Here is a 23,173-nt window from a genome sequence, read left to right on the forward strand (position 1 = left end):
GGTTATGCGTCGACTAGTAGGGCTACCGCGACCAGTAACCCTAGAAAAATCAATCTACAAACAGTGAGCTAACCGACTCAGCGTTATAAATACGCATCATGGTTTCGCCCAGCAAAGGCGCACAGGACAACTGGCGAATTTTGCTGCATTCACGTGCTGCGGCGGACAAAGGAATCGTGTCAGTGACTACCAGTTCATTTAACTGGGAGTTGCTGATACGTTCAATGGCTTCGCCAGACAACACAGGGTGTGTACAGTATGCGTATACAGCGCCAGCACCGCGCTCTTTCAGCGCTTCGGCAGCTTTACACAATGTACCGGCTGTATCAACCATGTCATCCATGATCAAACATGTACGACCGTTGACGTCACCGATGATGTTCATGACTTCGGACACGTTGGCGCGAGGACGGCGTTTATCAATAATCGCCAGATCAGCTTCCAACTGTTTAGCCAAGGCTCGAGCTCGTACCACACCACCGATATCAGGGGACACCACCACCAAGTCTTGGTAGTTACAGCGCCAGATATCGCCCAACAAAATGGGGGATGCGTAGATGTTATCTACGGGGATATCGAAGAAACCTTGAATTTGATCAGCGTGCAGATCCATGGTCATGACTCGATCTACCCCAACCACTTGCAGCATGTTGGCTACAACTTTGGCGGTAATAGATACACGCGCAGAACGAGGACGTCGGTCTTGGCGGGCGTAACCAAAATAAGGGATTGCTGCTGTAATGCGGCCTGCGGAAGCACGGCGTAGTGCATCCACCATCACCATGATTTCCATCAGATTGTCGTTCGTAGGCGCGCAGGTGGGCTGAAGAACGAAAACGTCACGACCACGCACATTTTCATTGATTTCAACCATCACTTCCCCGTCGGAGAAGCGACCTACTGTCATTTTGCCCAGAGACATATCCAGATGATTGACAACGTCTACAGCCAAACGAGGGTTGGCTGTCCCAGTGAAAATCATGAAGCGGTCGTTTGCCATGAGATGTGCTGTGTAGGTGATGCAAACAAAAAAGCAAAGCTGTTGGCCGCAGCCCTTCGGGTACGACACAACAGCTTTACGATTTCAGGGTTTAACCTGAGTGATTTGGCTGGGGAAGAAGGATTCGAACCTTCGCATGCTGGAATCAAAATCCAGTGCCTTAACCAGCTTGGCGATTCCCCAAATTCTATTTTAGCCAGGAGTATAACGGGTGATAATCAAGCCCTTGGCTAAGCCATTGACCTTTTACCAGCAACTGCCTGTCATGTGTCAGGTTGAGTAGTTTACCGCTAATTCTTCTGTTTTGACTAGAGGCCGTGGCGTAATTGCTATACTCAACAAAAACACACGAACCTGAGCCTGTCATTCTAACATGTAAATTATTGTTTCGCAAGATCCTAATTACTGCATCTAACGCTACATGATTTTTACATGCGATGGGCTCCATGTCGTTCCTCCCAAAAAGCAAAGAAGAAGTTTCTTTTTCACTTTTCTTGTGAGAGGCAGCTCGCCATCCATCAAAGAACGTAATTATTACACTCTTAGAATTACGTGTCAACCCTTTGTCAGCAAAAATTTCTGCTGTACTCACAAAAGCATTAGGTTGCACCACCGTGTACCACGCTGGTGGCAGGCTTACTGCCCTCAACTGCTCGCCAATGCCGGTAGCAAATGCATTTTGGCCAAACACAAAAACAGGGACATCAGCCCCTAGCTGTACAGCCAAGCGCATCAGTTGCGCCCGACTCAAGCCTGTTTCCCATAATTTGTTCAGAGCTATCAGTGTACTGGCAGCATCACTAGAACCACCGCCTAAGCCACCGCCTGCTGGAATGCGTTTAACACAATCTAGCTCTACTCCGTACGAGGTGCCTGTAGCGTGCTGCAATAAACGCGCCGCTCTCACCATTAAGTCATCTTCGGCAGCCAAGCCGCTTAAGGTTTCTTGGGCTCGTACAATTTGACCATCGTTACGTCGTTCAAAGTTCAACGTATCTTGAAGATCAATAAACCTAAATACGGTTTCTAGCTTATGGTAGCCATCTAGTCTGCGCCCCACCAAGTGTAAAAACAGATTGAGCTTAGCTGGTGCAGGTACATCGTATAACGCTTTGCCCATGCTACTTACCTGTCTACCACCAAACGCACACTAATATCACGCTGCGCATCATTGCGATTCAATTGCAGTACTCGTGGGCCAGTTTGATCGTAGCGCTGTAAACGCACGCGCCAACCATCTTGCACAAACGCCTCTGGACGTCCGTCAGCGTCTCGTTCAGCAGTCACACTGGTTTTTCCTTGCAGCCATGCACGTAAATACGCGACAGGAATGGGGCTGCCCAACAGTTGCTCGACGAGCTCATCCGGCCCTGTTGCATATTCCATGCTGCCATCGGTGCGCTGCAAGCTAGCCCCTTGAGGCATAACCAGCACTCGCGCCAAGACCGTCCCCATAGGGTTGGTCAAATCTATTTGCAAAATACCTTGCTGATCTAACCAGGTGAAGCCGCCCTGCACCGCTTGGCGCTCACCCGCAAACTCTTGCATCGTGACAGCAAACCTACCGCTGCGCTCAAACGACGTCGACAGCACTACCTCGTTGCCATCAGACGATGATGGCAATGGTGTGGCACACGCACTCAACAACGCGGCCAATGCCACCCATGCTAATCGTCGCCACGAGCGGAAAAAAGAAAATACAGCGTTCATAATGGATTACGGCAGGGTGACGCCCAAACGTTTCAACGTATTGAGCAAAGCTTCATTGGTGGGATCGTGCGCCAAGGCATCCGCCCAAATTTGTTTGGCTTGCTCGGGACGACCATCTACCCAGTACACCTCGCCCAAGTGTGCCGCCACATCAGCGGAAGGCATCAGTGCGTACGAACGCTCTAGATACTCAGCCGCAGCTTGGTAGTCACCCACACGGAACAAGTACCAACCCACGCTATCCAGAATATACGGATTGTTAGGCTCAAGCTCCATGGCTTGCTCTAACAAGTCTTGCGCTTCACTTAGGTTACGATTTTGATCTGCCAAGGTGTAACCCAACGAGTTATAAGCATTGGCCTCAGTAGGCTCCAGCTCAATCACTTCGCGCATTAGTTTTTCAAACTCAGGATAACGCCCCTGACGCTCGTATAGCATGGCCAAGTCGTATTTGACCTCGGCGGTATCCGGTAGCTCTTTATTGGCGCGCTCTAACACCGTCGTGGCCATATCAGTACGCCCTGCTTCGCGGTAAATAGATGCACGAGTTAACGCGACTACCGCTTGCTCTTGGCGGTCTTGTGTACCCAAGGTGTCTAGGGTACGTTGCGCTTTTTTCAGATCACCCGATCGTGCCTCTAATACAGCACGGTGTACACGCGATTGGAAACGCAGCATGGGCTCTTCGATAAGATCCAACTGCTTGATCGCTTCCGCGTAATCTCTGCGCTCTTCAGCAATGCGTACCAGCAGTAAACGTGCATCAGAAATACCGGCCAGCGCATTGCTAACGCCATCGTTCACACTACGTCTGCGTTGGCTTTGCACGCTGATGAATTCTTCTAGCCCTTCTATAGCCTCATCGTAACGTTGAGCACGCAACAGCACTTCAGCCTTGGTGTACAACAAATCAAAATCTTCAGGGTTGCGCGCCTGCATAGTATCAATCAAGGCTAATGCCTCGTTGAATTTGCGATGGTCCACAAACCGGCTAATCAACAGCAACTGCAACTTACGCATTTCTGGATTGCGTTGCACGACAGTTGAAGCTTCTTTTAGCGCAGTTTCCACATCCACATGCAAACCGTATTCCAACACACGCTGCGCTGCGGCTTCGGAGTCTGGGGAGCGCTCTAAGGCTTGTCTAGCTTCGTACAACGCACGCGCTGGACGCTGCGCTGCCCATGCCACATCCGACAAGGCCAAATGCGATACTGGCAACTGACGTAGATCAGGTGGAATGGCTTCTTCTAATACCTCCAACGCTAAGCGTGGATCCACCATGCGCGCCGACAAAGACATTGCCTGAATGATGGCCTGCTCTTTGTTTTTAGCGCTATCAATACGCTGACGCAATGCTTGCGCCATACCTTTGGTATTCCCGGCAGACGCCTCCAAGGCCAACACAGTGGCTTTGGCTTCTGGATTCTCAGGCGCCAAACTGTTCCACTCACGTGCCGCACGCAGCGCACGAGACTGGTTGTAATCGATCATAGAGAGCTGAAAAGACTTTTCAGCAAAACGGGGATCTAAGGTGTCTCTGGCCAAATCCAGAAAGGTTTGGCTTGCTGTATCAAAATCACCTGACTGTGCTGCTACTTCTGCCACCAAGACTCTATACATGATGTCAGCACTCAGGCTGACTTCGGGCAATTCTCCGCTGCGCAAGTAAATATGTTCAACCTGCTGCTCGGGTGCGAGCTGGTTTGGAGCGGCATGAACCAGCCCCGAATAAAGTGGAGCAAGCAAAAATGAGCCAAATACTAAGGAATACAGATTCATCCAGAAAAACCGTCGCAAAAGCGCGTAAGATTAAGCAGTCAGATGGCTTATTGAGGCCGCCCCGTTCACCAAATGTTAGCACCCCACTATGCCTGAATTGCCAGAAGTTGAAACAACTCGTCGCGGAATTGCGACGGTTATGACTGGCCATACGCTACGTACTTTGATCGTACACGAACCTAGAATGCGTTGGCCAATTCCCGAAGCATTACCCGAACTTGTACGTGAACAACCCGTGCTGGCCTGTGGTAGGCGCGGCAAGTACTTGTTAATACAGTTTCCCCACGGCACGCAGCTTATTCACTTGGGTATGTCCGGTTCGCTGCGCCGTGTACCGTTGGATGCCCCTCGTTTAAAACATGACCATGTAGAGTGGTTGTTCGACGAGTCCAGATTCTTGTTACATGACCCCCGACGCTTCGGTTCTGTGTTATGGCACCCAGCCCAAAACGGCGATGTACTTCAACACCCTTTGTTACAAAAACTAGGCGTAGAGCCCTTAGGAGATGACTTCACTCCTGCTATGCTATTTGCCCATTTGCAGCAGCGTAAGCTTGCCATCAAGCCTACACTACTTAGTGGTCAGATTGTCGTGGGCGTAGGCAATATCTATGCATCAGAGTCGCTCTACAAAGCCGGCATACACCCTGAAGCACCTGCCAATACCCTTTCCAAACCCCGCGTTGCCAAACTACATACTGCCATCGTTCAAACGCTAAGCGATGCCTTGACCTCTGGCGGTAGCACGCTTAAAGATTACGTCAATGCCAGCGGTACACCCGGCTCGTATTTCGAGCTGCACTCCAAGGTGTATGACAAAGAAGGCAAGCCCTGCCCTCAATGCCAAAAACCCATACTACGACTCGTGCAAAATCAGCGTGCCACGTATTTTTGCAGCCGCTGCCAACGCCGTTAACGCTCTTGCAAGACCTTGCCTGGATTCATCACACCATCAGGGTCCAGAGCCTGCTTAATTTTATGCATTAGCGCCAGCTCTACGGGGTCTTTATAGTGTGATAACAGATCCCGCTTTAGTTGCCCAATGCCGTGTTCCGCACTAATAGAACCGTGAAAAGCATGCACGCTATCGTGCACTACTTGATAAATCTCGCTCTGTTTAGCTAACAGCTCGTCTTCACCATACGCCGTACCGCGTGCCACGTTATAGTGCAAATTACCATCGCCTAAATGCCCAAAAATCACATGCTCAATGCCTGCGAAATTCGCTTGCAACAACGCATTGGTTTTTTCTACAAAAGCGGGAATAGACGATACAGGAATGGAAACGTCGTGCTTCACGCTTTTGCCAAAACTTTTTTCTGACAGCGGGATACTTTCTCGCAAATGCCATAGCGCCTGACTTTGCGCGACACTTTCTGCAATCACAGCATCTTGCACAACGCCCGCCTCAATGGCGTCACTCAGCACCACCTCAAAACGTTCGCGCGCATGCGCTTCGCTTTCATTGTCAGACAGCTCTAACAATGCAAACCACGGGAACTGTGCGCTGTCATTATCAAAAGGTAGGCGCTGCTCGGGATAGCAACGTACCACACCATCCAAGCAGTTGTGACGCATCACCTCAAAACCCGTCAAGCTCGCACCAAAACCCGCTCTGGCAAGCGACAGCATTTTCACCGCATCCTCCAAAGAGGCTAATGCCAGCATGGCTGTGCATTGCGCCACTGGGAGCGGGAATAGCTTGAGGGATGCAGCGGTAATAATACCTAGCGTACCTTCACTACCGATGAACAAATCACGCAAATCATAGCCAGTATTGTCTTTACGCAGCCCACGCAACCCATGCCAAATCTGGCCGTCTGCGCATACAACTTCTAAACCCAAACACAGCTCACGCGTATTACCGTAGCGCAGCACTTGAGTACCACCCGCATTCGTTGCCAAATTACCGCCAATAGTACAACTGCCTTCGGCTGCCAAACTTAAGGGAAACAACCTGCCTGCTTGCTCTGCCGCGTCTTGTACATTTTGCAAAATGCAGCCAGCCTCTACGATCATGGTGTCGTTATCGGTATCCACATGACGGATACGATTCAACCGGCTTAGCGACAGCACAATTTGGCGTCCACGGTGGTCAGGCGTTGCGCCCCCACATAAACCGGTATTACCGCCCTGAGGCACGATGCTCAAGCCATGCTCTCGGCACCACAGCACAACCTTCGCTACCTCTTCAGTGCTTCCTGGTCGAACTACTGCCTCTGCCTCACCGGAGTAACGCTCTCTCCAGTCAGTCAAAAACGGGGCCATCGCCTCGCCCGTCAACACATTATCCGCACCTAATAAAGACCGTAAGCTCGCCAACTCTGCCATGCAATGCCTCTAAAAAAAACCAAAGCTGTGTTTATCTGTTTCATAGCATACTCCCCTGAGCGATAATAAGGGGTTAATCATTGCCTTTCATGAGGATTTTCATGACCTCCACACTCTTGCCTGATGCTGTTTTCAAGGCCTACGACATACGGGGAACCGTCCCTGTACAACTCAATGCCACCTTTGCCCACTTGCTGGGCCAAGCATTGGGAACCGAAGCACTGAAAAACGGTGTTGACAGCGTTGTCGTTGGCTATGATGGCCGACACAGCAGCCCTGAATTGGCCACTGCCTTGCACGCTGGTATTAATAGCGTAGGGGCAAACAGTATAGATTTAGGTTTAGTACCCACGCCGCTGGTGTACTACGCCGCTCACGTACTCAAAACCGGTACAGGCGTAGCCATTACAGGTAGCCACAACCCACCTGAGTACAACGGCTTCAAGATGATGATGGCTGGCCGTACACTACACGGCGACGACATCCAACAACTCAAGCATGCTATGCAAGCTGGTTTTACCCCAGCCGCTACTCCTGGTGAGTGCACACAACAAAGCCTGTTGGATCAGTACATCGAAGAAATCCACACTAGCGTACATTTGGTACGCCCCATGAAAGTCGCTATTGACTGCGGTAACGGTGCGGCCGCTGTGTTGGCTGAAGCCCTGTTCCAATCTATAGGCTGTCAGGTAGACATGCTTTATGGTGACGTAGATGGCGACTTCCCCAACCATCACCCCGATCCCGCTGACCCTGCTAACTTGGCTGACCTGATCCATCACGTAGCAAACAGTGATTGCGAATTAGGCTTAGCTTTTGATGGCGACGGCGACCGCTTAGGCGTCGTCACCAAGTCTGGCGAAATCATCTGGCCTGACCGTCAACTGGTGCTGTTTGCGCGCGATATTTTGCAACGTGAGCCTGGTGCTTCCATTATTTACGATGTGAAATGCAGCCGCCACGTAGGCCTAGAAGTCAGCAAAGCGGGTGGCACACCGCTGATGTGGCAAACCGGTCACTCATTGATTAAAACCAAACTCGCCGAGACTGGCGCCCCCTTGGCTGGCGAAATGAGCGGTCACATTTTCTTTAAAGAACGCTGGTACGGCTTTGATGATGGCCTGTACACCGGTGCGCGTTTATTGGAAATCTTGGCACGCAACCATGAGCCGTCCGAAACGCTGGAAGGCTTGCCACAAGACTTATCCACCCCAGAGCTAAAACTGCCTATGAACGAAGGCGAGCCTCATGCGTTCGTCGCGCAACTACAGCAGTCCGATGCTTTCGAAACCGCTCAAGAGCGCATTACCATTGATGGCATTCGTGCCGAGTATGAAGATGGCTTTGGTTTGGCTCGCGCCTCCAACACAACGCCAGTAGTGGTGCTACGTTTTGAGGCCCAAAACGAAGAAGCGCTAGTACGTATTCAACATGAATTCCGTACAGCTATTCAACGTCTGCGCCCGGATCTGGCACTACCCTTCTAAGCGCTGAGGACTAGGGGCTGGCCGCTCAGTTGGCACAGCCCCTAATGCTTTATAAACCTCTAGGTGTTGCAGCACAATTTTGTGCACATCAAACACCTCTTCTGCTAATTGTCTGCCAGCCTGCCCCATCTGTTCACGCAAGGCTTTATCGTTTGCCAACTCTTGCACCGCCAACCATAAGGCTTTGGCGTTTTGCACGGGGACTAACACACCGCTTACACCGGGTTCGATGGCATCTCTACAACCTGCCACGTCGGTAGTCACCACCGGCACACCTGCCGCTGCCGCCTCCACCAACGATTTAGGCAAGCCTTCACGATAGGATGGCAACACGGCAATATGGCTTTGTGCGTACAACGTGGGGATATCGGAGCGCTCACCCAGCCACTGCACAATGCCCTGATCATGCCATTGCTGCATTTGCGCTTTGCTCACGCTAGCCGGGTTACCAGCATCAGGGCCGCCAGCAATACGCCACGCTATGGCGTCACCAGCCTCACCACTTAAGCGGGCCGCTTCCACGTATTCGCGCACCCCTTTATCGTTTAGCAACCTCGCTACCATCAACACCTGCACTGGTGGCTCTGGGGGGCTAGGCTGTAGCGGAAATTTCTGCAACTCCACACCGGAACCACGAATCATCACCACCTGACTTTGGCGCACCACCTTTGCCTGCAGCAACACATCTCTATCGCTGGTGTTCTGGAAAATCACCCTGCTGTTCTTGTGACCCAATGCCATGCGGTACAACAAAATGGCTAATTTTCGTACCAGACCGGCTTGCTCATTAATGAACACATAGCCTAGCCCCGACACCGCCGCCACAAAAGCCGGCACTTTGGCCAACCTCGCCGCAATACCGCCATAAATAACAGGCTTGATGGTGACGGCGTGCACAACTGCAGGTTTGACCTTACGAAACAACCGGTACAACACATACAGTGTGTGCAGCTCTTGCAAGGGGTTCTTACCGCTACGGCTCATGGGCAGCGCGTGATGCGTGAAGCCCAACGCTCGTATCTGTTGCACGGCCTCGCCTGCCATCGTCGCTATATGTACGGCATACCCTTGCCGCTTGGCCTCTATCGCAATCTGTACACGGTGCGACAAAAAGAACGCTGGGTTATTCACCACCATCAGCAGCCGGCACTCCGCCTCTACTTGGGGAACACCGTCTTGCCACAACGTAACGTAACGCTGCACCATTTTGTCTAAGCCAAACTGCTGTACACGCACCAAAGCTTGGTCACGCTGCTTTTGTCGCTCAGGCGAATGCACATCACCCAGCACTTGAATAATGCCTTGTGCCAGCGCTTTGGCATTACGGGGAGGCACCACCACACCCGTACCTGCCAAAATACTGGCAGCATCACCCACGTCTGTGACCACGCAACTCACGCCCGCTGCCATGGCCTCGCACACCACATTAGGAAAACCTTCTGCTTGGCTAGACAACACATGAATATCTAACGCCACCATGATGGCGGGAATATCATCCCTACGCCCTAATAGCAACACCTTATCCACCAAGCCATGCTGCTCTAACAACGCCATCACACTGGCGTTATCGGCGCTTAGCCCCTCGCCCACCAGCACGCAACGCGCATCAGGAACGCTTTTTACGACTTGGGAAAAAGCGGCCAACAAATTGGCATGATCTTTAAGCGGGTTCCATCGTGCGATAGCACCAATGACTGGCTGCTCTAGCGATAACCCTAGCTCGTGGCGCATTTGCTCACGCGTACCTTCTGGCACTTTCCAACGTCGCAAATCATAGCCATTAGGGATCACCACCATCCTGTCGGCGTCATAACCCCAGGCTTGATGGCGCTGAGCGGCATTTTCTGCACACGCCACAATGGCGGTAGGAATACGAGTAGAAAGTTTGGCACATACCCACGCTACCACGCGGGACTTTGGGCTACCTTTGTGTAGATTTTCGCCAGAGTTACGTATCCCCCAGACGATGCGCTTCACACCCGCGCTACGTGCTGCCATACCGCCTATAAGGTCCGCGTGATACATCCACGTTTGCACCACATCGGGGCGTAAACTTTTGAGCAAATTACGCAGTTTAAAAAAACCAGGAATCAACCCTAAGACGCCGCCCATGTGCAAGCAATACAAGGTGATGCCAGCCTGACGCAATCGCTCGCCGTAAATATCCTCACCCCCCATGGAGATCACAATGTGCTGCGCATTGGGGTTAGACGCCGTCACCAAACGGAATAAGACGGCTTCAGCACCGCCCTGCCCCAGGCCGGAAATAATATGTACAACAATGAAAGGGGGTGTAGCGTCTTGGCTCATACCACTACTCTTTTTGCATAACCTGTTTAAACACCTGATCCCACTGCTGCAGCACTACATCCAGTGCATAGCGATCACGTACGGATTGCGCTGCGCGTTGCCCTAATGCACCGCGTAAACGCCTATCATCCATCAACTCTGCTAAGGCTTGTGCCATGGCAGCTTTATTGCCTACTGGCACTAGCCGTGCATCTTTGCCTTGCTGCGAAATATCACTAGGCCCACTCGGGCAATCGGTAGTCACACAAGGCAAGCCCAGCGCCATCGCCTCTAGCAAGGCATTAGGAAAACCCTCGTACTGCGAGCTCAACACAAAAATCTGCGAATGTGCTAACTCATGCCATGGGTATTCAGTACGACCCGGAAGATGAATACGATCTTTCAAGCCTACTAGCTCAGCTTGTCGTTCTAACTCCGCACGCTGCGGACCTTCACCATGTATGTATAACTGCCAATCAGGGCGCTGTTCAGCCACTTCCGCAAACGCATTAATTAACAGTGAAAAACCTTTGGCTGGCACGAGCCTACCCAACGCATCAATGCGCGCAGAGTTTTCTTTTTCTACGGATTCCTGACGCTGAATATGCCAAATATTAGTAGGCAATGGATTGGGGATAGCGACCACTACTGGTAGACGTTGCACCATGGTACGTAAGGCTTTTTCCGCATCAGAGGTTTGTACACAAACCGCCGATGCATTGCCATAGTATCGGCGTCGCAACCACCCTAACACTCGCCCCACATTCGTAGCATGAGCAGGGTTGGTGCGCTCGCACACCACCACAGGCACATTAACCCCACGCAAACTCAGTAACGTCGCCACGTTAACATTGGTCAGGAAACTCAACACCACGTCGGGTTTCTCTTGGCGCACCACACGCCGCATACCCAACCATTTACGTAATGCGCTAGGCAGTGGCAAGGCAGGCAAATGCTGCGTTAACCAATGCACGCGAACATTATCGTTAATGGGATAAAAGCTACGCGAAGACCCCAAATGAGTAGGCACCAACACCACCTCATCGCCACGTGCTGCCCACGCATTCACTAACGTGGCTGCTACTCGCTCAGCCCCGCCGGCATTCATTGCACCCACAAAAAAAAGTATTTTCACTCTTGCATCCGTAGGGTTCTCAACGTTTGGTTCGCGTTGGTGCCTTTAGTAATTGCTCCCATTGCGCCATGATCCTAGCCGCTGAAAAACGGTCACGTACATCCACGGCACGGCGAGAAAACGCCACACGCTTCAAGGGGTGAGCCATCATATCGGAAAGGTGCGCAGCCAAGGCTTCTGGGTCTTCAACCGGTTGTACTAAGACGCCATCCAAGTCAGCACGAATGATTTCGCGTGGGCCAGTATCACAGTCAAACGCCACAGCAGGCAAACCACATGCCATAGCTTCCAACAAGGTGTTAGACAGGCCCTCAGTGCGCGAACTCAGTACGTACAAGTCAGAAGCTTCGTACCATTCACGTATGTTGCCTGCTCTACCCACTAACTCAATGCGCTGCCCCATCTGTAGGCTATCAATCTGTGCTTGTAAGGCCTCACGCTGAGCACCTTCACCCACGATGACTAAATCCCAATGAGGAAAATACTTGGCCAGCAGAGAAAAAGCCTGAATCAGTACATCAAAGCCTTTCACTGGGTGTAGTCGCCCTACTGCCAATAAGCGCTGCCTACCTTCACGCTCTGGTGGCGTAATCACGGGCTGCGCATCAGGCAACGGCCAGCGTACCGAGTTAGGAATAATCACTACATTTGAGCCGGGTACATTTTTCTGTATCCAGCTGGCTGTACCTGAGGTTAAGGCCACCACAGCATCCGCACGCGGGTAGGCCCACCGACGTAGCTTCTGCCACACTTCGGGCAGCTTCTGATAAGGCGGATGCGTATGCTCCGACACGATCACTTTGCACGGCAGCTTTTTAGCGGCAGCAACCGCCAATACGGACGACGTCGTCATCATCCCCAGCACACAGTCTGGTTTTTGTTTGCGGAAAATTCGGCGTAATTTACGTATGCGTTTCCAGTTGGCCAAGGCACCACGCCAACCGCCACCGGAATCTCCTGCTGTGCCCAACACAAAGCGCTGCACGCTATCCGGCAGGCTATACACATCCGACTCGCGCGTACTTTGCGTCACCAAGGACACTTTGTGCCCAAGCTTCTGCCAGTATGTGGCTAGATCCACTGCCACTCGTTCTGCACCACCCCCACCTAGGGAATGGATGACAATCATTATATGCATCATGCGATCAGAAATAGGTCACAGAAATTTTAGTTAGTCGTCACTTTAACGGGGCGACTGGCTGCCAGAAAATAGCATACAAACGAGCTGGTATACATCAAACTGGTCGCCAGCATAATACCCTGTACACCCAAGCGCGGGGCGAGGGTTAAGGTCAATATGGCCTTAACAATAAAATTTAATACGGCGATGCTGGCCATTAACCGGTAGCGCTGCTGGCTGGCTAATAATTGCACTAAGACTAGAACGCCAAAATAAAACGGCAACTGCATCACACCCCAGCGCAATACACCAGCCACTTTAGCGGTATCTGCGGCCGTAAACGCGCCGCGCTCATACAGCAACGCTATACCCCACGGTGCCAACACCCACGCCACTAACGCCACAACCAGACCTGCCAGCACCATCAGCAATGACCACCGCAATGCCATTGCACGTGCGCGTTGCGTATCCCCTTGGCTAATAATGTCGGCCAATACTGGTAATGCGGCACGCCCCACTGAGGCAGCCCCCACCCCCAGCATTAAGGAGATAAAACGGTTGGCATAGCCAAATGTCGCGTTGGCATTACCGCCTAATTGTGCTGCGGCGTACTGATCCACAGGGCCCACAAAGCTCATGGCCACCTGACCAATCAACATGATAGTGGCCGCTTGCATTAATGCTGGCCATTGCTCAGCCTGCCACCCCCATTGCGGGCGTACAGAAATTTGATCAGCTCGTTGCGCCAAAATATGCAGCCACACACACTGCACTATATAGCCCAACAACGTCCCCCACAGCAGTGGCCCTGCCATAGCCCCCGGTGGTGTCAGCAGTACCCAAATCAGTATAGAAAACGCTGGCACACTGTCCAGCAATGTATTGATGTGTCGCTCTCTGGCGCGTAGTCGCGCCGCGCTTAAGCCTATCAACAACGTAAATAATGCCGCTGGAGCAAACGCATGGATAAGCTCCATGCTCATCGCTTTGGTACCGGCGTCCAAGCCTGTACCCATGATTTGCATCACCCACGGCCAGCAGAACCAGAGTAAGGCCCCCAGCGCCAAGCCTAAGAGCATCGTGCTGGTGAGCAACTCACCGAGGAATCGTTGACGTTGTGCTTCAGGCTGATGGCGTGAACGCACCAGCACGGGAATCAGCACTACTGACATGGCGCCAACAAGCGTAACGGGCAACCAGTTCGCCATCACCATCGTGAACTGGTAGGCATCCACCACATCACTGATACCGTAGCGATACGCCACGGCCATTTCTTTTAAAGCACCTGCAAACTTACCCAGCAGCAAAAAGACCGCCACGCGCATTGCCCCTCTGGCAATGCGGTGGTGGTCTGTATGCATTGCGCTCCAGCGCTGCCACAACCGTTTAAATATCACCCCAAGAACCGCAAGTACCAAGGCATGGCTTGTGCCAACCCTTGCTGGATGGTGAAGGCTGGTGCGTAGCCCAGCAAACGGCCTGCTTTAGAAATATCCGCCTGAGAGTGACGTACATCGCCAGGGCGGAACTCGCCGTGTACGGCATCCAAGGTGTACTCCACACCGTTGGCTTTGAGCTCAGCTTTCAGATAGCCAAACAGCTCATTCAGGGTCGTTCTACCACTCACGGCAACGTTGTACACCTGAGCGCGAGCCTCACCTTCAGCCAGCGCTGCCAAAATATTGGCTTGGATGACGTTATCGATGTAGCAGAAATCACGGCTGGTTTCGCCATCACCATTAATGGTCACGACCTCGCCAGCAACCATCGTCGCAATCCAACGTGGGATTACCGCCGCATACGCGCCGTTAGGATCTTGTCGTCGGCCAAACACGTTGAAGTAACGCAAGCCCACACTGCTGAAACCGTAAGCACGGTTAAACACATCGGCATAAAGCTCGTTCACGTATTTGGTCACAGCGTATGGCGACAATGGCTTACCAATGGTGTCTTCCACTTTAGGCAAGCCGGGGTGATCGCCGTAGGTAGAGCTGGATGCAGCGTACACATAGCCTTTTACGCCCGCATCACGCGCTGCCACCATCATGTTCAAAGCACCACTGATGTTCACCTCGTTGGTGGTCAGTGGGTCATTCAATGAACGGGGTACCGAACCCAATGCCGCTTGATGCAATACGTAATCTACGCCTTTGCAGACTTGTTGGCAGGTTTCTGGGTGGCGAATATCACCTTCGATAAAGCGGAAACGCGCCCAGTTTTCTGGGCCTACGTTTTGCTGCACGCTGTCCAAATTGTGTTGGTGTCCGGTAGCAAAGTTATCCAGACCCACCACTTTTTGCCCGTGCTGCAATAAGGCTTCCAATAGGTTGGAACCAATAAACCCGGCACACCCAGTCACCAACCACGTACGTGGTTGGGCTTCCAGAGTTTGCCATGCTTTTTGCAATGCTTCACTCATGATGTTCTCTTGGCCTTACAGACGCAGATCGGAAGCGTCTTGTGGAAGTACGTATTTCAGGTCGTACAGTACGTGATCGGCTTTGCCCAGAGCGCGCAAACGCTCGGTACCCATTTCCACGAACTGTTTATGAGCGACCGCAATAATCACGCCATCATACTGACCTTCATCCAGCGAGCTGACGACGTCTACACCGTACTCGCGGCGAGCCTCGTCGGCTTCTACCCACGGGTCGTACACATCGACGTTCACATCGTACTGAGCCAGTTCGCTAATGATATCGACCACACGCGTATTACGTAGGTCGGGGCAGTTTTCTTTGAATGTCAGACCCAACAGCAACACGCGCGAGCCTTGCACTTGAATACGCTTTTTGGTCATTGCTTTGACCAATTGGGATGCCACGTAAGCCCCCATGGAGTCATTCAGACGTCTACCCGCCAAAATCACTTCTGGGTGATAGCCGATGGATTGCGCTTTATGGGTCAGGTAGTAAGGATCCACACCGATACAGTGACCGCCAACCAGACCAGGTCTGAAAGGCAGGAAGTTCCATTTTGTACCGGCGGCTTCCAATACGGCTTGGGTATCAATACCCAATTTATTGAAAATCAGCGCTAGCTCATTGATCAACGCGATGTTGACGTCACGCTGCGTGTTTTCAATGACTTTGGCGGCTTCAGCCACACGGATAGAGGCCGCTTTATGCGTACCCGCAGTAATGATTTCACCGTACAGGCCATCCACCAAATCGGCCACTTCAGGTGTAGAACCTGAGGTAACTTTGCGGATGCTAGGCAGGCGGTGAACTTTATCACCGGGGTTGATACGCTCTGGGCTGTAGCCCGCGTAAAAATCTTCGTTGAAGCGCAGGCCAGAGACTCGCTCTAACACTGGCACACACACCTCTTCGGTGGCACCGGGATACACCGTGGATTCATACACCACGATATCGCCTTTTTTCAACACTTTACCAATGGTTTCGCTCGCACGTACCAAAGGTGTCAAATCGGGTTGTTTGTAATCATCGATAGGAGTAGGCACCGTCACAATGAACACATTGGCCTCAGACAATTGAGCAGTCTCATGAGTGAAGCGCAAGTGAGCAGCTTGTTTCAGCTCTTCTGGCTCTACTTCCAGAGTGTGGTCCTGACCGGCACTTAATTCAGCGATGCGCGTGGTGTTGATATCAAAGCCGATAACCGGACGTTTTTTGCCAAACTCGACAGCCAGTGGCAACCCCACGTAGCCCAGTCCAATCACGGCGAGTTTAATGTCCTTGACTTGCAAAATGCTCTCCCCTGAGGATCAATAATCAATACACAGTTATCATTCTACTGCTGTCGTTCGCGACGTGCGCGTCTAACCGATGGCAGTAATAACCAAGCAGGCCTACGCCAATGCACCAGTCGAGCATACAGCCAGACATAACTACAGGCAAAGGCCAGAATACTAAGTGCCAATATCCAGGTGTTATCCCACCAAATGGTGGCAGGAATCAACCCTACTAATGCAATGCCCCACAAGTACGGCGAGGCCATGGCATTAGACATAGGCGGCACGTGACGACGCCCTGAGGCCACCACGCTCACTCGCACCATTCGGCGGAAAATCAGCTGGTGCAAGTGCAACGCATCGGGCCTGTCCACAGGCACACCACGTTTAAACTTTCGACGCCAAATCGTGAATAAGGTTTCAAATACGGGATAAAACAATACGGCCAACGCATAGAAAGGCGATACGGTGGGGTTGCGAATAACCAGTTGCACAGCCAGCTCAGCCAGCATAAAGCCTAAAAAATATGCACCACCATCCCCAAGGAACACGCGCCCAAAAGGAAAGTTCCACGCCAAAAAGCCCAACGTGGCCGAAGCCAGTGCGGCAGCAATCAGAAAGATGGGGTAGTCGCCTACTTGCCAAGCGACCAACGACAACGAAACCGCCATTAGGATGGCAATCATGCCAGCCAGACCATTGATACCATCAATGATGTTCAGTGCGTGCGTACAACCACCCACTGCAATCATGGTAAATAACAGGGAAATAGGCCAGAAATCTAGGATCCAATCTACCCAGAACACGCCCACGCGCGACACGCCACCTAACAACCACCACGCAATGGCGGCCGAGGCAAAAGCGGCTAACAGCCGCTTCATGGAACCCACGTCTTTAGTGATGTCTTCTACCAAACCGGCCACAAACACCGGCATGGCTGCCACAAACAGTACAGGCCACAACCAACTTAAGGTCATGTGAGCAGGCCCCAGCACGAGTAGCCCAGCCAAAGTACCAGCCAGAATGGCCAGCCCGCCTACCCGCGGCGTAGGACGCAAATGCGTTGCCTGCGGTTTGCTCATGTCGCTGTCGCCGGTCAGTTTTCCATGCCAGCGCTCGGACATCACAATTAGCCCACCCACCAGAAATGCTACGGCGCAAATCGATAGCATTGTTAGCGGATCCCATACTTGCAGCGAGCTCACTTCTATTTCCCTCGGGAATCTATGCTAGGGACGTCATCATACCGCGCTTTACTGTGCGGTAACGGTGTTGTCCTGAACATTCTTTGCATTTAATGCCCCGCCGCATTCCCCTAACAAACGCCGCAACCAGCGATGGCTGGGGGAGTGCTGATGACGCTCGTGCCAAAGCTGATAAAAACGCATGGGAGGGAACTCTACCGGGGCCTCTAAAATGGTTAACGGTAGTAAACGTGCATAATACTCCGCAAAGTGGCGGGAGGTGGTGAAAACCAGATCAGTATTCTGTAACAAATAGGGAGCAACTGAAAAAGATTGCACCATCACGCTTTCGTCTCGTCGCACACGTAAGGTCGCCAAGGTCGCATCAATCACGCCTCGTTGATTAATGGCATACGGCAGAGGCACCACGTGTCTAGCTTTGACATAATCATCCAAGCTCAACCCAGCCTTTCTACGCGCTAACGGATGGCTATTTGCCATCAAACACACGATTTCGTCTTCCAACAGCATGGATAAGTGCATGCGATCTGGCGGCTCTGGCCAGTTACCAATCACAATATCCAGTTCGCCTTCAGCCAAGGCACGCTCAAAATCAGACTGCGCATCCAACGTATGCAAACTCAATCTGGCCTCGGGTGCTTCTCGGCGCAAACACTCCACTACTCGGCTCACAAATACGGGGGCCAAGTAATCGGGAGAGCCTATATGAAATTCATTTTTGCTGGTTTTGGGGTCGAAGCTCTCTGAGACATTTACCATGCACTCAATTTCAGCTAATGCCCCTTTAGCATGCGCCAATAGCGACAACGCACGCTCTGTGGGGACCATGCCCCCTTTTTCGCGCACTAAGAGTGGGTCGCCAATAATGTCTCGCAACCGTTTTAATGCAGCACTAACAGCGGGTTGAGACTGATTCAGCTTGAATGCTGTACGCGATACGCTGCGCTCAGAAATCAACAAACAAAATACGCGTAACAAATAGGTATCCAGCGGATTATCATCGCGCTTGGTTGCCATTACTGCCTCCTCCTACATATAGGACTATCCGCCAGACCACACCACGATCAGTCAAGATAATCGGTGACGTATATATGTTATACGTTTTATTCTATTTCAAACGAAAGCAAAATACTTAAACTGTTATGACGCTATACAATAAAGTCTTATACAGGGATTTACCGCCATGACTGCATACGCCCACCCTGAGCATGCTATCACTCAGTTATCGCACCAATCACAGGCTGAATTCATTGCCAGCTTGGATGGTATTTTCGAGCACTCCCCATGGGTGGCTGAACGCACGTGGGAGAAACGTCCGTTCGCTGATGTGGATGCTTTGCATCAAGCCATGTGTGATGTGATGCTTAACGCCCCCAAGTCAGAACAATTAGCACTGATCTTGGCTCACCCGGAATTAGCGGGTAAAGAAGCCGAGGCAGGCACACTCACTAAAGAATCCACAGGCGAACAACGTGGTGCCGGTTTGGACCAGTGCACCGCAGAAGAATTGGTACGCCTACGCAGCCTGAATGCACGATACAAAGAAAAATTTGCATTCCCCTTCATCGTTGCGGTGAAAGGTATGTCGCGCCACCAAATCATGGATTCAGTGGAAGAGCGTCTGCAAAACAATGAAGAACAAGAGTTTCTGCGCTGTTTGACCGAAATCGGCAAAATTGCCGGCTTCAGGCTGCACGCTCGCTTTGGCGAAGCCTAGCCTCTGCGCACCACTATCCTGTCTTGCTAAAAAGCACAGGGCCTGTCACCGTATGTTGCAGGCCCTCGCTTTTGCACCATGCTTAGCTTCATTCTAGGATCACACCATGACCCTTACTTTACGCTTAGAAAAACTGGATCGTGACACGTTTGCCCCGTTTGGTGACGTGATTGAGGCTTCTGATCAAGCCCAACACTTTTCCATCAACGAAGGCAACACCGAACGCTATCACGACCTAGCCAACATCGAACCCGGCCCTGACGGTAAAGCCATCGTGTCCATTTTCCGTGGCCAACCTCGTACATTACCGTTTACCGTCACCATGATGGAACGCCACCCTAAAGGCAGCCAAGCATTTATCCCGCTATCAGGCTTACCTTATCTTGTGGTGGTTGCCGAAGCGGGCCCTACCCCCGAGGTCAAAGACCTACGCTTGTTCCTTGCCCAAGGCAATCAAGGTGTGAACTACGCGACTGGCGTATGGCATCACCCTTTGCTGGGCTTAGACGAGGTAGTGGACTTCTTGGTGATTGACCGTAAAGGCCCTGGTGATAACTGTGATGTGATCACCTTGGCTGAGCCTGCGCTCATTGCAGCTCCCTAAGTAGGCGCTACCGCAGTAAGATAAGGCATGTGCATTGCACATGCCTTTTTGCGTTCATAGGAAAGCCCTTATGCCTGCCATTACGCTACGCGTACCCGCCGCACTCACTACCGATACTAAGCGCGAGCTAGCCGAAGCCTACACAGCAGCGGCGTGCCGTGTCTTCAACTGCCCGCCTAAAGCGGTGTATGTACGCATTGAGGAAGTACCACAGCACAACTGGCTGCAGTCCACCTCGCTGCCCACAAAGCCTTAAAAGCCATTAGCGCATAGGCGGTGCTTCGCCTTCCCAATAGCCTGGCTGGTTGTACACCACACGCAAATAGTCGATGAAAGCACGCACTTTCGCTGGCAAATAACGCTGTTGCTGATACACCGCTTGAATGTCGTAACTGGGCAAAGAATAGTCATCTAACACGGTGACCAACTCGCCACGCTTAAGCTCGGCTTGTATTTCCCACGTAGAACGCCAGCCAATACCCCAGCCTTGTTTCACCCAGCCATACAGCAACTCGCCATCGTTACAGTCCAAATCACCATCTACGCGTACCGCAAATGGCCTGCCGTCACGCATAAAAGACCAACCACGCTGCTGCCCCCCCTGCAGGTTAAACGCCAAACAATTATGCCGTGCTAAGTCTTCAGGCACTCTAGGCATACCATACCGTTCAAAATATTCAGGCGTACCGCACACGACACGACGGTTTGGGAACAATCGCACAGCCACATAGTTAGGGTCAGTCACCTCACCAATACGCAAAGCCATGTCATAGCCTTCGCGCACCAAATCCACCACGCTATCCGTAAAGTTAAACGACAGCTTCAACTCAGGATAACGCTTGCGAAAGTTAATGACGTGCGGTGCTACATGCTGGCGACCAAATGCCGCCGGAGCGGATACCACCAAGTGCCCTCGCACCACCGTACGCTGGGCACTAATGCTGGCCTCTGCCGCATCAAAATCTTTAAGCAACTGGCGGCTCTGCTCTAGAAACTGCTCTCCCAAATCGGTGAGAGTCAGCCCACGCGTAGAGCGGTGCATCAAGCGCACACCCAAGCGTTTCTCTAAGGCATCCAACCTACGCCCCATCACCACTGGCGTTACGCCCTCAATGATGGAGGCGGCGGCAAAACTCCCTTTCTCTGCCACCAAAACAAAACTTCTAATTTCCGTATATCGACTCATTCAATACTCCTAGTATCGGCAGAAGCAATACTATCACCTCTTTTAAGCGATGACAGCCATACCTATCATAACTAAAACTATCGTTTACACATAGAACCAACAAAAGGAGATAACTATGGCCAGAATGCGTGCCGTTGACGCCGCCGCCGCCGTTCTGCGTGCAGAAGGCATCAGTACAGTCTTTGGCGTACCAGGCGCCGCCATCAATCCGTTTTATTCTGCAATGAAGAAAAACGGTGGCTTCGAGCACATTCTGGCTCGACACGTAGAAGGTGCTTCTCACATGGCTGAGGGCTACACACGTGCAGCTCCTGGAAACATTGGTGTATGTATTGGTACGTCTGGCCCTGCCGGTACCGACATGATTACAGGTTTGTACTCTGCTTCTGCAGACTCCATTCCTATGCTGTGTATTACAGGCCAAGCACCACGTGCTCGTCTGTACAAAGAAGACTTCCAAGCCGTAGATATTGAATCTATCGCTAAGCCTGTGACCAAGTGGGCAGTGACGGTACGCGAACCTGCTTTGGTACCTTTCGTGTTCCAACAAGCCTTTCACATCATGCGCTCTGGCCGTCCAGGCCCTGTGCTGATCGACCTGCCTATTGATGTGCAGATGGCTGAAATTGAATTCGATATCGATACCTACCAGCCATTAGAGGTATACAAACCAGCCGCCACACGCGCTCAAGCCGAAAAAGCGCTAGAGATGCTGAACAGCTCTGATCGTCCCTTGATCGTAGCCGGTGGCGGTATTATCAATGCCAACGCCAGCGACAAACTGCAAGAGTTTGCTGAACTGACCGGCATCCCTGTTGTTCCTACCTTGATGGGTTGGGGCACTATTGCTGACGACCACCCACTGATGGCGGGTATGGCTGGCCTGCAAACCTCGCACCGCTACGGTAACGCTACCGTATTGGCGTCCGACTTTGTGATCGGTATCGGTAACCGTTGGGCTAACCGTCACACAGGCTCGGTAGAGGAATACACCAAAGGCCGCCGCTTCATCCACATTGATATTGAACCTACGCAGATTGGCCGTGTATTTGGCCCTGATTTCGGTATTGTGTCGGATGCTGGTGCTGCACTGGAACAACTGCTCGCTGTTGCCAAAGAAATGAAGGCAGCCGGCAAACTCAAAGACCGTTCAGCATGGGCCACCGAGTGCCAAGAGCGCAAAGCCACCATGCAGCGCAAAACACACTTTGATGCGGTACCGATGAAACCGCAACGTGTGTACGAAGAAATGAACCACGCCTTCGGCCGTGACACCCGCTACGTCACCACCATTGGTTTGTCGCAGATTGCAGCCGCGCAGTTCTTGCACGTGTACGAGCCACGTCACTGGATCAACTGCGGTCAAGCTGGCCCATTGGGTTGGACTATCCCTGCTGCTCTGGGTACGGTCGCGGCGTTGCCAGGCAAAGAAGTGGTCGCTATTTCGGGCGATTACGACTTCCAGTTCATGATTGAAGAATTGGCCGTGGGTGCACAATTTGGCCTACCCTATATTCACGTGCTGGTGAACAACGCCTACCTAGGCTTGATCCGACAAGCACAGCGCGGCTTTGAGATGGACTACTGCGTGCAGTTGGCCTTCGATAATATCAACGCCCCCGAAACCGAAGGCTACGGCGTGGACCACGTTGCTGTAGCAGAAGGTTTGGGCGTCAAAGCCATCCGCGTACGCAAACCTGAAGACATCCAACCAGCTTTCGCTCAAGCCCGTGCTTGGATGAAAGAGTTCAAAGTACCTGTGGTCATTGAACTGATTCTGGAGCGTGTCACCAATATCGCTATGGGCACTGAGCTGCACAACGTCAACGAATTTGAGGCTTTGGCTGAATCTTCCGCTGACGCTCCTACCGCTACTCTGCCCATTCAATAAATACGTTTTACATCGGAGACCC

The 23,173-nt window shown here is 52.0% G+C and carries 20 protein-coding genes and 1 tRNA gene; 6 read left to right on the forward strand and 15 right to left on the reverse strand.

The genetic code is table 11. From position 1 onward, the window contains the following. Positions 1-49 precede the first annotated feature (49 nt). The 5 genes from ACLPHM_RS08750 to ACLPHM_RS08770 all read right to left on the reverse strand — a co-directional run bounded on the left by ACLPHM_RS08750 (position 50) and on the right by ACLPHM_RS08770 (position 4,492). On the reverse strand, positions 50-1,000 hold the full coding sequence (locus ACLPHM_RS08750) for a ribose-phosphate pyrophosphokinase (protein ID WP_166407318.1): 951 nt from the start codon (positions 998-1,000) through the stop codon (positions 50-52). A gap of 106 nt (positions 1,001-1,106) precedes the next feature. Next, positions 1,107-1,183 (reverse strand) — tRNA-Gln (locus ACLPHM_RS08755). Positions 1,184-1,187: 4 nt separating this feature from the next. After that, on the reverse strand, positions 1,188-2,120 hold the full coding sequence (gene ispE / locus ACLPHM_RS08760; protein ID WP_430220862.1) for a 4-(cytidine 5'-diphospho)-2-C-methyl-D-erythritol kinase: 933 nt from the start codon (positions 2,118-2,120) through the stop codon (positions 1,188-1,190). Positions 2,121-2,125: 5 nt separating this feature from the next. Continuing rightward, positions 2,126-2,710 (reverse strand): outer membrane lipoprotein LolB, encoded by a 585-nt coding sequence (locus tag ACLPHM_RS08765; protein WP_430220863.1) that lies wholly within the window; start codon positions 2,708-2,710, stop codon positions 2,126-2,128. A 6-nt stretch (positions 2,711-2,716) separates the two neighbouring features. Then, positions 2,717-4,492 carry a tetratricopeptide repeat protein gene (locus ACLPHM_RS08770; protein WP_430220864.1) on the reverse strand — a complete coding sequence of 592 codons (1,776 nt, stop codon included), beginning with the start codon at positions 4,490-4,492 and terminating at the stop codon, positions 2,717-2,719. An 88-nt stretch (positions 4,493-4,580) separates the two neighbouring features. Here ACLPHM_RS08770 and mutM point away from each other — a divergent pair, with 88 nt between their 5' ends. Continuing rightward, entirely contained in the window at positions 4,581-5,408 is an 828-nt protein-coding gene (mutM, locus tag ACLPHM_RS08775; protein ID WP_430220865.1) for a bifunctional DNA-formamidopyrimidine glycosylase/DNA-(apurinic or apyrimidinic site) lyase, read from the forward strand. Here the strand turns inward: mutM and ACLPHM_RS08780 are convergent. Continuing rightward, the gene (locus ACLPHM_RS08780; RefSeq protein WP_430220866.1) at positions 5,405-6,823 is read right to left on the reverse strand and encodes an FAD-binding oxidoreductase; all 1,419 of its coding nucleotides are present in this window, start codon (positions 6,821-6,823) and stop codon (positions 5,405-5,407) included. The two genes, mutM and ACLPHM_RS08780, sit on opposite strands and share 4 nt — an antisense overlap. 101 nt (positions 6,824-6,924) lie before the next feature. Between ACLPHM_RS08780 and ACLPHM_RS08785 the strand changes: the two genes are divergently transcribed. Beyond that, positions 6,925-8,310: a phosphomannomutase/phosphoglucomutase gene (locus ACLPHM_RS08785; RefSeq protein ID WP_430220867.1), complete on the forward strand. Its 1,386-nt coding sequence runs from the start codon at positions 6,925-6,927 to the stop codon at positions 8,308-8,310. Here ACLPHM_RS08785 and ACLPHM_RS08790 read toward each other — a convergent pair. From ACLPHM_RS08790 to ACLPHM_RS08825, 8 genes are all read right to left on the reverse strand, one after another. Next, on the reverse strand, positions 8,299-10,620 hold the full coding sequence (locus tag ACLPHM_RS08790) for a glycosyltransferase (protein WP_430220868.1): 2,322 nt from the start codon (positions 10,618-10,620) through the stop codon (positions 8,299-8,301). The two genes, ACLPHM_RS08785 and ACLPHM_RS08790, sit on opposite strands and share 12 nt — an antisense overlap. 4 nt (positions 10,621-10,624) lie before the next feature. Beyond that, positions 10,625-11,734: a glycosyltransferase family 4 protein gene (locus ACLPHM_RS08795; protein ID WP_430220869.1), complete on the reverse strand. Its 1,110-nt coding sequence runs from the start codon at positions 11,732-11,734 to the stop codon at positions 10,625-10,627. 19 nt (positions 11,735-11,753) lie between these two features. Then, positions 11,754-12,863: a glycosyltransferase family 4 protein gene (locus ACLPHM_RS08800; protein ID WP_430220870.1), complete on the reverse strand. Its 1,110-nt coding sequence runs from the start codon at positions 12,861-12,863 to the stop codon at positions 11,754-11,756. 38 nt (positions 12,864-12,901) lie between these two features. Next, positions 12,902-14,215 carry a murein biosynthesis integral membrane protein MurJ gene (murJ, locus tag ACLPHM_RS08805; RefSeq protein WP_430220871.1) on the reverse strand — a complete coding sequence of 438 codons (1,314 nt, stop codon included), beginning with the start codon at positions 14,213-14,215 and terminating at the stop codon, positions 12,902-12,904. Positions 14,216-14,247: 32 nt separating this feature from the next. Further along, entirely contained in the window at positions 14,248-15,273 is a 1,026-nt protein-coding gene (locus ACLPHM_RS08810; protein ID WP_430220872.1) for an SDR family oxidoreductase, read from the reverse strand. A gap of 15 nt (positions 15,274-15,288) precedes the next feature. Continuing rightward, complete coding sequence (gene tviB, locus ACLPHM_RS08815) at positions 15,289-16,563, reverse strand: Vi polysaccharide biosynthesis UDP-N-acetylglucosamine C-6 dehydrogenase TviB (RefSeq protein ID WP_430220873.1); 1,275 nt, start codon at positions 16,561-16,563, stop codon at positions 15,289-15,291. Positions 16,564-16,607: 44 nt separating this feature from the next. Beyond that, complete coding sequence (locus tag ACLPHM_RS08820; RefSeq protein WP_430221384.1) at positions 16,608-17,720, reverse strand: MraY family glycosyltransferase; 1,113 nt, start codon at positions 17,718-17,720, stop codon at positions 16,608-16,610. Between the two features lie 81 nt (positions 17,721-17,801). Further along, positions 17,802-18,770: a LysR family transcriptional regulator gene (locus ACLPHM_RS08825; RefSeq protein ID WP_430220874.1), complete on the reverse strand. Its 969-nt coding sequence runs from the start codon at positions 18,768-18,770 to the stop codon at positions 17,802-17,804. A 166-nt stretch (positions 18,771-18,936) separates the two neighbouring features. Between ACLPHM_RS08825 and uraD the strand changes: the two genes are divergently transcribed. The 3 genes from uraD (at position 18,937) to ACLPHM_RS08840 (ending at position 20,330) form a co-directional block, all read left to right on the forward strand. Beyond that, complete coding sequence (gene uraD / locus ACLPHM_RS08830) at positions 18,937-19,470, forward strand: 2-oxo-4-hydroxy-4-carboxy-5-ureidoimidazoline decarboxylase (RefSeq protein ID WP_430220875.1); 534 nt, start codon at positions 18,937-18,939, stop codon at positions 19,468-19,470. Between the two features lie 106 nt (positions 19,471-19,576). Beyond that, positions 19,577-20,074 (forward strand): ureidoglycolate lyase, encoded by a 498-nt coding sequence (locus ACLPHM_RS08835; protein ID WP_430220876.1) that lies wholly within the window; start codon positions 19,577-19,579, stop codon positions 20,072-20,074. A gap of 70 nt (positions 20,075-20,144) precedes the next feature. Beyond that, positions 20,145-20,330, forward strand: coding sequence for a tautomerase family protein (locus ACLPHM_RS08840; protein WP_430220877.1), 186 nt, complete (start codon positions 20,145-20,147; stop codon positions 20,328-20,330). Positions 20,331-20,336: 6 nt separating this feature from the next. On the opposite strand, the gene ACLPHM_RS08845 is transcribed toward ACLPHM_RS08840, so the two are convergent. Beyond that, positions 20,337-21,260 (reverse strand): LysR family transcriptional regulator, encoded by a 924-nt coding sequence (locus tag ACLPHM_RS08845; protein WP_430220878.1) that lies wholly within the window; start codon positions 21,258-21,260, stop codon positions 20,337-20,339. A gap of 115 nt (positions 21,261-21,375) precedes the next feature. Here ACLPHM_RS08845 and gcl point away from each other — a divergent pair, with 115 nt between their 5' ends. Next, positions 21,376-23,151 carry a glyoxylate carboligase gene (gcl, locus tag ACLPHM_RS08850; protein WP_430220879.1) on the forward strand — a complete coding sequence of 592 codons (1,776 nt, stop codon included), beginning with the start codon at positions 21,376-21,378 and terminating at the stop codon, positions 23,149-23,151. Positions 23,152-23,173: the final 22 nt, after the last annotated feature.

Source organism: Paenalcaligenes sp. Me131, assembly GCF_050487225.1.
GTDB lineage: Bacteria > Pseudomonadota > Gammaproteobacteria > Burkholderiales > Burkholderiaceae_B > Paenalcaligenes.